10 protein-coding genes are annotated in these 11,099 nt (G+C 50.4%); 1 reads left to right on the plus strand and 9 read right to left on the minus strand.

Features of this window, described 5'->3' with window-relative positions; genetic code table 11:
* Positions 1-184 precede the first annotated feature (184 nt).
* The 9 genes from NITLEN_RS14660 to NITLEN_RS18925 form a co-directional block, all read right to left on the minus strand.
* Positions 185-1,483 (minus strand): ABC transporter ATP-binding protein, encoded by a 1,299-nt coding sequence (locus tag NITLEN_RS14660; RefSeq protein WP_121990376.1) that lies wholly within the window; start codon positions 1,481-1,483, stop codon positions 185-187.
* A gap of 75 nt (positions 1,484-1,558) precedes the next feature.
* Positions 1,559-2,389 (minus strand): ABC transporter permease, encoded by an 831-nt coding sequence (locus tag NITLEN_RS14665; protein WP_245924508.1) that lies wholly within the window; start codon positions 2,387-2,389, stop codon positions 1,559-1,561.
* Between the two features lie 168 nt (positions 2,390-2,557).
* Positions 2,558-3,457 (minus strand): XrtA system polysaccharide deacetylase, encoded by a 900-nt coding sequence (locus tag NITLEN_RS14670; protein WP_245924510.1) that lies wholly within the window; start codon positions 3,455-3,457, stop codon positions 2,558-2,560.
* Positions 3,454-4,542 carry a TIGR03013 family XrtA/PEP-CTERM system glycosyltransferase gene (locus tag NITLEN_RS14675; RefSeq protein ID WP_121990378.1) on the minus strand — a complete coding sequence of 363 codons (1,089 nt, stop codon included), beginning with the start codon at positions 4,540-4,542 and terminating at the stop codon, positions 3,454-3,456. The genes NITLEN_RS14670 and NITLEN_RS14675 overlap by 4 nt, the downstream gene beginning before the upstream one ends.
* Entirely contained in the window at positions 4,499-6,805 is a 2,307-nt protein-coding gene (locus tag NITLEN_RS14680) for a GumC family protein (protein ID WP_121990379.1), read from the minus strand. The genes NITLEN_RS14675 and NITLEN_RS14680 overlap by 44 nt, the downstream gene beginning before the upstream one ends.
* A 4-nt stretch (positions 6,806-6,809) precedes the next feature.
* A complete protein-coding gene (locus tag NITLEN_RS14685) occupies positions 6,810-8,348 on the minus strand; it encodes a porin family protein (protein WP_146216211.1) in 1,539 nt (512 codons plus the stop codon).
* Complete coding sequence (locus tag NITLEN_RS14690; protein ID WP_121990381.1) at positions 8,326-8,949, minus strand: polysaccharide biosynthesis/export family protein; 624 nt, start codon at positions 8,947-8,949, stop codon at positions 8,326-8,328. The genes NITLEN_RS14685 and NITLEN_RS14690 overlap by 23 nt, the downstream gene beginning before the upstream one ends.
* Positions 8,950-9,052: 103 nt before the next feature.
* Positions 9,053-9,736, minus strand: coding sequence for a polysaccharide biosynthesis/export family protein (locus NITLEN_RS14695; RefSeq protein ID WP_121990382.1), 684 nt, complete (start codon positions 9,734-9,736; stop codon positions 9,053-9,055).
* Between the two features lie 77 nt (positions 9,737-9,813).
* On the minus strand, positions 9,814-10,128 hold the full coding sequence (locus NITLEN_RS18925) for a PilZ domain-containing protein (protein WP_121990383.1): 315 nt from the start codon (positions 10,126-10,128) through the stop codon (positions 9,814-9,816).
* A gap of 322 nt (positions 10,129-10,450) precedes the next feature.
* On the opposite strand from NITLEN_RS18925, the gene NITLEN_RS14705 reads away from it, so the two are divergent.
* Positions 10,451-11,059 carry a helix-turn-helix transcriptional regulator gene (locus tag NITLEN_RS14705; protein WP_121990384.1) on the plus strand — a complete coding sequence of 203 codons (609 nt, stop codon included), beginning with the start codon at positions 10,451-10,453 and terminating at the stop codon, positions 11,057-11,059.
* Positions 11,060-11,099: the final 40 nt, after the last annotated feature.

Genomic DNA, 11,099 nt, shown 5'->3' on the forward strand with positions numbered 1-11,099 from the left:
CCTATTCCCTGTACTATCTCCATATATTCTCGAAGCATCTAACCAATCTTCACTTGGCACATGTGATCTCACGAGCCGTTTACCTCATTGATAGGCAGGAGTGAACTCCACGCAAGGCTACAAACCACCACGGCGGCACGCTCGAAGTCGAAAGCATCTCGCTAAGGACAGCACGATCGGAAGCCTAGAGGGCCTCTCCAGCAGAACTGCAATTGGTAGTCCACTTGAGAAGAGGACGAATTTTCCCAGGGATATCTCCGGTATAGTCTCCACGTGCCGTGATTCCTTCATTGCTCTCGGTCACGTGAAAGGCTACCGCCTCCGGATAGTCACAATGCTCATGGAATGGGGCCTCTCGTACTAACCCACCCCCTACGATTACCGTTCCTTCACCAAAAAAGTGTCCAGGAACCCATACCGTACTTGAGTACCGTCCCGCAGGACGGGGACGCCGCAACCAGGTTGGGTCCCGATCGTTGGACACAAAGAGGCTCTCCCCTTCGTCGCTTTTAAAGCCAAAATTCGGCACCAAGACATGGCCCGGTTGAAGTACTTCATATTCGAGTTCGACCCCGACGGCTTCTCCGATATCGACTGTATCGGTAACAATGCCCTTTTCTGTCCGAACCCTTACCGCGCACATGCGCACAATGTCATCCTGAGGGGCGGTCGCTGGATCAAGCCACTCCCGACACCCGGTGAGCGCACCAGAATTGTATAAGTACTCTCCTACAATTTCATGTGTGGGCCCCTGTTTCACAAGGCGCCCCCCCTGGAGAAAAATGGCCTTGTTGCATAACCGCGCTACGGCTGACATGTTGTGAGAGACGAAGATTACCGTCCTCCCCTTCTCCCCGATGTCATGCATTTTGTTCATACACTTCTGCTGGAACTGCGAGTCCCCGACAGCCAGCACTTCATCCACAATTAAAATTTCGGGGTCCAGATGCGCGCCGACGGCAAACGCGAGACGAACATACATCCCGCTGGAATAGCGCTTTACCGGGGTATCAATATACTTGTCGATCCCAGAAAACTCGACAATTTCATCAAACTTCCTGTCAATCTCCGCCTTCTTCATCCCGAGAATAATACCGCTCAGATAAATATTGTCACGCCCCGTCAATTCAGGATGGAACCCTGTCCCGACCTCAAGCAATGTCCCGACCCTTCCAAACATTTGCGCACGACCGCTCGTTGGTTCAGTGATTCGTGATAGAAGCTTCAGAAGAGTACTTTTCCCCGCTCCGTTTCGCCCGATAATCCCGACGACATCTCCAGCCTCCACCTCAAAGGACACATCACGGATCGGCCACACTTCTTCCCGTCTCGATGACGAAGCCGTAGGGGCGCCCTTCATTCGTAGCATCCGCTGAACCCCTTGCGTAAATCGTTCAGCGAGACCCGACTCCCCCCGGCTTTTCCCGATCTGAATTTCATACTTCTTAGAGAGCTGCTCTACCCTGATCGCAACATTGCCCATGATGTCTTCATCCTCACTACATGCCGAGACTTAACTATTAGTCACATCCTAGCCTTGAGGCCTGATTTTGAGTAGCTAAATCACATCGGCGAACGTATTGGCCATTCGATTGAAATATGCCATCCCTAGAAGAAGCGACACTGAAATGGTCACGACATTCACCGCAAGAAACATTGGATCCGGTGCAGGGGTTCCTAATAGTGCCCACCTAAATCCGCCGATCACACCGACCATCGGATTGAGATTGTAGAACGCCACCCATCCCTGAGGAACCATGCTGGCTGAGTATGCAACAGGGGATCCGAACATCCAGACCTGGGTTAAAAGCGGAATCAACGCCGCAACATCACGATATTTCACAAAAAACGCTGACAACCATAAACTCACCGATAGTGACGCCAAGACCGTCAGCGCCAGGAACAACGGAACCGTTACCAGCTTCCATGTTGGCAGCACTCCAAACCATAACATCATGGCAACCAGCAGCAGGAAGGCGATCGCAAAATCAAGGAGGCCACCCAAGGTCGCTGAGAGAGGAATGATCAGCCGAGGAAAGTATATTTTCGTAATCAGATTTGACTCCGCCACAACACTAAACCCACTCCGATCGAGGCTCTTGGCGAAATAGGTCCACGGCACCAATGCCGCATACGCAAATAATGGGTAAGGGATTCCATCGGATGGCAGTTGTGCAATTTTACTGAATACAACCGTAAACACCAGCATCATGAACAATGGTTGAACCACTGCCCAGGCCAACCCCATGACAGTCTGCGAGTACCTCGCTTTAAGATCCCGCCAAGCCAAGAAATAAAGCAATTCACGGTAATCCCAAAACGACCTCAACTTCAGGTCAAACCAACTCTTGTTTGGCTCGATGACAACAAGGGATGAGCTATGTCTCACGGCATACACCTCACTGGTTACGCACTATGGGTTGGAGCCAGCTCACAGAACACTTGAGCCGATACGTGGGAAATGGCATCGCTACAGCGCAAATACGCTGCTGCAATCTCTATTTGATATCAACCTAACTTTCAACGGACGGAACCCAGACTTCCTGACACCGCAGCGTCATTCATGAATCGCAACGGGAGACTGCGAAGAATAAGTTACACTACGTATTTCTCTATGGGAAACAACGATGTCTCGGATAGATCCAAAATTGAAATCCGCAAGAAGCTGGCTCAATCGCGCCTGGGTCTTACCGAGATTCAAATAGTGCCGGATCTGTGATAGCCACGGTCCGTCCATACGAGGCTGATGAGGATCAATCTCCCAGGGATGGAGATACATAATCAGAGTTCTTCCCTGACTTTCGAGTCGACGGAGTAGGGCCCTGGACACTGCGTAAGGGAACAACCTAAAGTATCCCCCTCCCGCCACAGGAATCTGAAATCCAAGTGCCTTATAGGTTGAGGGGGGAACCTCCCAGATTGCACCTGCCGGAGTGTAGATTTGAAACATTTCCGCAGGAAGCGTCCCCTTTTCCGTCCGATGAAATCGATCATAAACACTGGAATCGTACTGATATCCTTCTTCAACTAAAATCGAGAGCGCCCACTCGGTCTCAGAGGTTATAGAAAAGCTGGGAGCTCGATACCCCACGACTGAATTTCCAGTCAGATCTTCCAGAATATTTTTGGCCATTCGCACATCTTGACGAAACTGCTCCGGAGACTGGGCAGTTACTAGTTCGTGGCCATATCCATGGGATGCCACCTCATGCCCCTGGGCCGCCAGCGACTTGACCAACTCTGGATGTCGCTCCGCGACCCATCCCAGAATGAAAAACGTGGCTTTCATTCCATGCTTGGCCAGCAGCTCAGCCAACAACTGCGTATTTCGCTCGACCCGGCTCTCGTACCGATCCCACTCTTGTCTCCTCGCATCTGACCAGAAGGCCGAAACCTGAAAGTGCTCCTCGACGTCAAAGGAGAGACAGTGAATAGGCTTCTCCACTAGCATGCTCATCGAGCGCCTTCTCCTCGCAGAATGACCCGTATTGTCTCAATCAGAATGCGAAGGTCTAGTCGCAAAGAGAGATACTTTACATAATAGAGATCATACTGCAGCTTCACGTGGGAATCTTCCGCCGAGGCTCCATACCGAAACTGAGTTTGAGCCCATCCGGTAATTCCAGGTCGAACAACGTGGCGGAGGTCATAAAACGGGATGACCGACCGCAATTCTTGAACGAAGACTGGTCGCTCAGGACGTGGCCCCACCAGACTCATTTCCCCGTGAATCACATTAATGAGCTGCGGCAATTCATCGAGTCGCCACTTCCTCAAATACCACCCGACCCGTGAGATCCTGGGATCCCGCTCCGAGGTCCACCTGGCACCCGCTTTTTCTGCATCCGTAAACATGGAGCGAAACTTCCAGATCATATACGGCTGCGCCCGAAGTCCGACCCGAACTTGCCGGTAGAAGATCGGCCCAGGAGAATCCAGCTTAATGAAGAGCCCAATCACGGCCAAGAGAGGGAGGATAACCACCAGACCTACCACTGCAATCAGCAGATCCATTGATCGCTTGATTGTTCGGACAACGATACCTCGCTTAAACTCCCTGGAGAAAATAATTGCGCTGGGTTTCAAGTCATCAATTGAAAGCCGCCCAGACTCTTCTTCATACAAATGATTTCCATCCCAGATATCGACCCCCATTCCCTTCAAATCAAGCAAGACCTGGACGGGAAGCACGGCCCGGCGATCCTCCAAACACACCGCAATGGTATCCACTCGATCGCGCTCAACAACTGAAAGAAGTTGGTCCATCGTCCCGAGAATCTTCACACCTGACAATTCTGTCCCAACTTGCGCGCTTTCCTTGGAGAGAAAGCCTATGACATCGGTAAACACTCTGCTCCTCGAAACAAGCACCGAGCACAGATTATTGGCGAGCGACCCAATCCCTAAAATCAGGATTCGCCTCCGCGCTCCCGGCACCCTAAAGATCGCCTTAGGCGCATGATCAACGGGCAAGATCACCAGTTTCTCCGCGCGTGATCTATCTGAGTTGGGCACGGTGAGGTTCATAGATCTTATTGCCATAGCTATAGTATGAATACGGTGAATCTTGCTCTTCCACTCCGTTCAAGATCACTCCCAGAGCCCGCTCTTGCCCCACCATTTTCAAAGCACTCATGACGGCGTCCCGAGGAGTCGTGCGGGCTCGAATCACGTGCGCCACGACATCTGCCATTCTCACAATTAAGAGAGACTCCGCAACTGGCAGTAACGGTGGGGCATCAAGCACAATACATTCAAACTTTTCACGCAAACTATTAATGAGCTTGGACAACCGATCCACGTGAGTGAGTGCCGCGATTCCAGATTGGATAATGCCTGCGGGAAGGATCCAGACCCCTAGCTGTTCATGATACTCAAGGCATTCTTCAAATTGTTTTTCCCCAAGCAATACTTCACTTAACCCCACGCTCAATTCCATCCCGGCGTAGGCATGAACCATCGGACGTTTCAAATCGCAGTCCACCAACACCGTCTTCTTATTCAAATCTCTGGCAAAAACATGGGCGAGATTGAGGGCCGTAGATGTCTTTCCCTCTCCCATCAACGCACTCGACATAACGATCACTGTGCTTTCCTGCTGGCCTGCCATCAATCCAATTCTCGTTGCAGCAACTCGATACTGTTCCGCGACCACAGACCTTGGATACCACATCGCAACAAGTTCCGGGCCTACCGATACCTGTCCACGCCCCACGGAGGATCCTCCGTTTGCAACGAGCAATCCTTCTTTTCGAAACCCTGGGAGCGCCAGCAAACGGTCCTTGCGCCGAGCTGTTTCCGCCGTCAGCTTTGCCCCCCCTGGCCAAGCCGACTGAAAGTGGGAGATTGTCGCAAAGACTGGCACTCCCAGTGTGACTTCGATTTCTTCGGCTGAGACAAAACCTCGTCGCAACATCTCAATCCCGAATGCGCTCCCAAACCCGAGCGCACATCCCACGGCCAACCCGCCGAACATGACAATAATCAGATTGGGCTTTTCCGGCCATGACGGCAGCCCTGCAGGCTCGATGATTCGCATTTGAGTCCCTTGATGTTTCTGCTCAAGGTTCCCCGCCATACCGACCGCCAACTTTTTCTCAAGCAAGGATTGGTAGTTCTTCTGGAGGTTTTCATAGTCGCGCTGAATTGACATCAGCTCTTGCTGATGCACGGTGGTGCCTTGAATTCTTGATTCATACTTTCTGATATCTTCAGCGATACGAGCCTGGCGACGGTGAACCAGATCTACCTCTCGCACTATATCTTCCCGCTGCTTTATCAATTCCGATTTGTACGGGTCAATCTGTTTCCGTTTTACTCTTTTCGGTCCATCTGGCTCAGACGATTCAGGCTCAATATACAGTGCGACATACTCATCGGTAGTCATTGCTTGCAGTTGACTCAGCTCATTCTTTACACGAGCGACATCGGGGTACGTTTCCTTGTACATTGACCGAAATCCAGCCAATGTCCGCTCAAGCTCACGAATCTTCACCAGCCTGGGATCTTTTTCTGCGCGCTTGGGGCTCACGTCACTAGAAGGATCCTCGTATTCCCTAAGTGCTTTATCCACAGACTCGAGACGAAGACTTAACGTCTTTTCCATCTCCTGTTGCGCCGAGACTTCACCTTCCAACCGATCGATCGCCCGCATGTTTGAGTCCATTTGCTCGGGCAACTGACCGAGATGGGACTGCTTAAAATGCGCGATGGCCAGCTCTTTGGACTCCAACTGGCCTTTTAAAGAATCCATTTCATGCTGAAGAAATTCGGTTGAACTTTCAGCAATTGCATTTCGAGATTTTGTATTTTCTTGGACAAAGAGATCTGCCAATCTCGCAGTCACGGCTTTGGCAATCGTAGGCTCTGCATCAGCAAAGGAGACTTTCAGCAATCCACCCACCTGAGGCTCTATTGTAACTAAACTACGAAGGCGTGAGGCGACACTATTGTCAAGGGCAGGAGCGGCGTTATTTTTATCATAACCATACAGATGGAATTCCTCAGCTACCTGAGTCAGCAATTCCCGTTTATAGAGAACCTCTCTCAATGCATCAATACGTGTCCCCATCGCGACGTCGGGTCGCTGTGTATCGCCACCCGATTCGGGAGCATCAACACCTTTGACACCCCGCACCTTCTGCTCTTGAAAATAGAGAAGGGTGCTCGATCGATAGCTCTTGGGCAACCAATAGCACACCAACGCAGCCACGCAGACACACACCACGATTGGAATGACAATCAGCCACTTATGATTTTTTATCGCCCTAAAGTATTCTTCGGGAGTACTTAATCCAGTAAACAATTCCCTACTCCTTCTTTAATACGCCCGATCCGACGGAACCACTACCTGCTCCCGTGCCTGCTGGAGTGATCGCGCTCTCTCCTGTTTCTTGGGATGCGAAACTTCCCATTCCACCCATCCTAAAGAACGACTGGCTCGTAAAAGCGTAAGAGAGGGACAACATCACCATCTTTTTCGAAAAAGCATACTCACTCTGAGCTACAGCAGACTGTGCAAATGAGTTTGAAAAATGCAACCAATTATAGGTGAGGTTTACCAATACCGGCCCCAAGAGATAGCTAGCCCCAGCTGTTGCTCCAAGAGTATCAAAGCTGGAAATACTCGAATTTCCATGTGAGTAGTTCATTCCGGCCTGACCAGTAAGCTTCGAAGTGATTCCCATGTTTGCATTGACACCGACAACGTGCGTCTTCATTGGCCCTGCATTAAGGGCATAACTTGGAAAGATGCTGAAATTATAGCTCAGCGATGTCGTGAAGGCTCCTGGTGCAATGACCCCTCCCGGAGCCAGGCTGCCAGGCACCCTGGGCAAATTATCAAACGGTCCCGGCGCCGCCCCCGCTTCCCGCAGCCCTTCAGAAAATGAACTGTACGTCATTGTGATCGTCCCAGTCGGGGCAAAGGTTGACTTGATTGATTGGCCTGGCACGGTTGACTCAATGGGGAGGGTAAAAATTCCGCCCCCACCAAGAGACGTACTCAATTGCTTTGTCCAGAGCTTTGCCCAGTTCGCCGTCCCCGAAATGGTCGTAAAGGAACCCGACCCGCCGCCTGAGGCACCCCCTTGAATATAGTGAGACATGGTCGCGGTAGTCCCCACCGTGTCTGTCGGAGATATCTTCGTTGTCAGAGCGGTCATCGTTGTGTGCCCATCTGTATCGAACAGCTGGTTATTGATACCGCCTGATTGATTCCCGAAGGTTAACTTTGTATAGCTATAACTAGCCGTGAGTACTGTATTCCGTGTGAGATCATATCCACCAGTAACCCCAAAATTCATATTGTGCATCGACACACGGTTTGTGACGAGCCCTGTATCGATCGGAGAGCTAATACCGGTTGAACCGTAGCCAGTTCCGAACGCCCCGCCAGTCGTTGCTCCGAAACCACTTAATGATGGCGTAAACTGATAGGTTCCTCGAACGGACAATGCCGAGATACGCTGTGAAAAACTATTGGCCCATCGCTTCAAGTCCAACTGGCCAGCAACATTGATACCCGTGTAGTCGAGGCTGGGATTATTCACATACTTCGTGATATTAGCACCCACAGAAAAACTGCCATTTACGCGCGGACCTGCGTGAGCGAGATTGATCTGAGGTCTCACTGTGGTCATAAAATCTTCTGCTTTAAAACCAGGACCCAATAATGTTTTCGGCGTGTAGAATACATTTGAATCATAGGTCTCCGAAACCGACAGCGTTGGGATGATGATCGTTTGGGCCAACACCGACGCCCCTGCCGTCCAACCTACAGCTAATACTGTAATGAAAACAGCTTTTACGGCTCGCAGGCCAGCATTACGGTACAACAATGACGTCACCAGCCTTCAGAATGAAATTGGCCTCCAAATTCTTCCCTTGCACAATGTCAAGATAAGGCACAGGAATCATGACCTGTTTGGTCTCACCTTGCGCATTCTTCACCATGCGAAGCACATGAACATTATTACGAGAAGCAAATGTCGTAAACCCTCCAGCATATGAGATCCCCTGAACTACACTTGTGAACGACTTAAGCGGAATTTTCCCGGGCTTCCCGACTTCACCGACCGCAAAAATATGGTAGCTATTGATCTCTTTCACTTGGACAGATACCGTCGGAGTGGACATGAACTCAGCCAGGGCATCTGCCACATGCTTGGAAAGAACCTGAGCCGATAAACCTGCAGCCATGACATCTCCGATAAGAGGCAAAGATATCTTTCCATCAGGCCTAACAATTACCTCTTTTGACAATTCCTGATTACGCCAGACAGTGACAAGTAAAACATCCTCCGGCCCAATGAGAAACTCGGTGGGGGGAAGAGACATTCCCGGATACTGAACATTCTGCTGAAAACAACCCTCTGTCACCACGACGGTAATAATCAGTACCCCAGCAACGGTAAGGGTTTTCACCCACTCCCATATCTGAACGATCATCGGCTTCTTACCTCTCCCAATATCTCACCTTTAGGCCACACCTCTGCTCTCCGCGTTTTGAAAAAACTGAGCTCAGAGGCAACCGAAATATACATATAGAGGCTTACCGACTTGGCAATACCACCATCGTCTCTGATGGCACAACAATCTGGTCGCCAGGCTTTAGCTCCATGTTCTGAATCGAACCATCACGAACGACAATATCGTCATAACTCGCCTTGAGCTTCGTCAACCCTTCCCCATCTTTGGAAAAACGGAAGATAACGATCTTATTTCTCGCTGCCATGGGGGTGAATCCACCGGCCACGGTAATCCCTTGCAAAAGGGTGGTTTTGCTCTTTAGCGGAAACTTACCAGGTTTATTGACTTCCCCCAACACATAAATCTGATAGCTATTGACCTCCTTTACTAAGATCGAGATGGTTGGGTTCTCCATGTAAGCCCTGAGACCAACAGAAATCTCCTCAGTCAGCTGGACTGGGGTTTTTGCAACCGCCGATATATCTCCCAGTAACGGAAGGGAAATTCTGCCATCAGGCCGTACCTGAACTTGCTTAGAAAGATCTGCATTCTTCCAGACCGTAATTTCCAAAATATCCTCGGGGCCAATAATATACTCCGGCGTAACTATTAAGAGAGATTTGTCGGATGAGCTGATCGGGGATTTCGCAGAAGAAGGCCCTCCTCCTCTTTTGATATCCGCATCCTGAGGAACTGCCAGTACTGGATCGAGAAAGAAACTCGTACTTATTCCGACGATCACCAACAGAGTTTTAATACTTTGCATACGTGCAAACTCCTTTAGCGTAGACGGATTAACAAGAACGGCTAACACCGCCCATTTAGCGGCTAATTCCTGTCAAATCAAAACATGAACTTGAGGCCCACCAAGTACGGACCAACCCCTTTTCCAAAAGGGACTCGCCTTGCCCACCTTACTTCAGCCAACGTAGGCGTCTCAGCGACCGTAACTGGAGTTGGCACAAAAACCTTCAGCACCTGCGCCACAGGAGGAGCATGCTCCATCAATATGAGCATCCCCCCACTGCTGATATTCAAGGAAAGCGCTTTGCCTTCACGACCTAATAGAGCAGGTTCATCCGCAGGTCTAGTCATTTCATATGGGATAGGTCGCAGCATCGCCACTCGATCCCTATGACTTTCCCCACAATCGGTCATCGGCCATTCCCAGCTTATCTGTCCCACATCACGCCTCCCTTAGTAAGGATTGATTTCTTGGCTTCCCTATCCGCAATTTGAGGATTGGAATCTCCTGTAGCAGCTGACTCAACCTGCGCTACTCATACTCCAATCATACTGAACTATAGGGAAGGCCTCCGAGGCTAACAATACCGATGATGTAGGCCAATATTCTCTAATGTAGGTGTTGACTCCCCCTAAAGGGTTAGGTACTCTTTCTAGTATCGCTTCACTCGCTGCACTCTATCAGAGTTTATTCAATTGTCTAGCAATACTGCTGTGTCTGTCGTAAAGAGAATCCATGACTGAATCAACTCATCACGCCGATCAATCAGATGGCCTCGCCGACCAACGTGCTGGCTCAGGAATTGTTGTGTTAACGGCCGCTATGCAACTGCTCCACATGAACCGTCAAGCAACGGAGCTGGCTAAAAAAATCAACGCCGCGGAACAGGCAGGATCGGCCGCTCGATCAGCCCATGGTGTTCTGCCAACAGCCCTCACTGAACTCTGCGGGGAAATCATTAAGGCTCTCCATGTTCGGACCGAAGCAAAAGACTGGGAGCAATTTGAACTCAAGCGGGTGAGCGGAGATCCCAGCCAACCCATTTTACTCCGAGGATTTGGCCTGCCGGATCGTGCCGGTGTGGAGCATGCTCGTCTGGTGGTCACCATGGAAGAGCTTGGAAGGAGGCAAAGCCTCAATACCGACCATGCCCGTGAAAAGTTTCAGCTTACGAATCGCGAACAAGCCGTGGTGGAACATTTGGCCAAAGGGTGGACCAATAAAGAAATCGCAAATGCTCTCCTCATTACAGAGCAAACCGTTAAAGAGCACATCAAACACATTATGCGAAAGACGACGGCGACAACCCGCACAGGAATTCTAGTCCAGATCTTCAACTCCTGACCCGCCGACGCCACCTGTTGTAAAGACACCACACTGAGCG

The organism is Nitrospira lenta (assembly GCF_900403705.1).
Classification (GTDB): Bacteria; Nitrospirota; Nitrospiria; order Nitrospirales; family Nitrospiraceae; genus Nitrospira_D; species Nitrospira_D lenta.

What these genes read in the sequence shown, in the direction of transcription:
- NITLEN_RS14660 (WP_121990376.1), bottom strand. Translation starts at nt 1,483, where the DNA reads ATGGGCAATGTTGCGATCAGGGTAGAGCAGCTCTCTAAGAAGTATGAA.
- NITLEN_RS14670 (WP_245924510.1), bottom strand. Translation starts at nt 3,457, where the DNA reads ATGAGCATGCTAGTGGAGAAGCCTATTCACTGTCTCTCCTTTGACGTC.
- NITLEN_RS14675 (WP_121990378.1), bottom strand. Translation starts at nt 4,542, where the DNA reads ATGGCAATAAGATCTATGAACCTCACCGTGCCCAACTCAGATAGATCA.
- NITLEN_RS14690 (WP_121990381.1), bottom strand. Translation starts at nt 8,949, where the DNA reads ATGATCGTTCAGATATGGGAGTGGGTGAAAACCCTTACCGTTGCTGGG.
- NITLEN_RS14695 (WP_121990382.1), bottom strand. Translation starts at nt 9,736, where the DNA reads ATGCAAAGTATTAAAACTCTGTTGGTGATCGTCGGAATAAGTACGAGT.
- NITLEN_RS18925 (WP_121990383.1), bottom strand. Translation starts at nt 10,128, where the DNA reads ATGACCGATTGTGGGGAAAGTCATAGGGATCGAGTGGCGATGCTGCGA.
- NITLEN_RS14705 (WP_121990384.1), top strand. Translation starts at nt 10,451, where the DNA reads ATGACTGAATCAACTCATCACGCCGATCAATCAGATGGCCTCGCCGAC.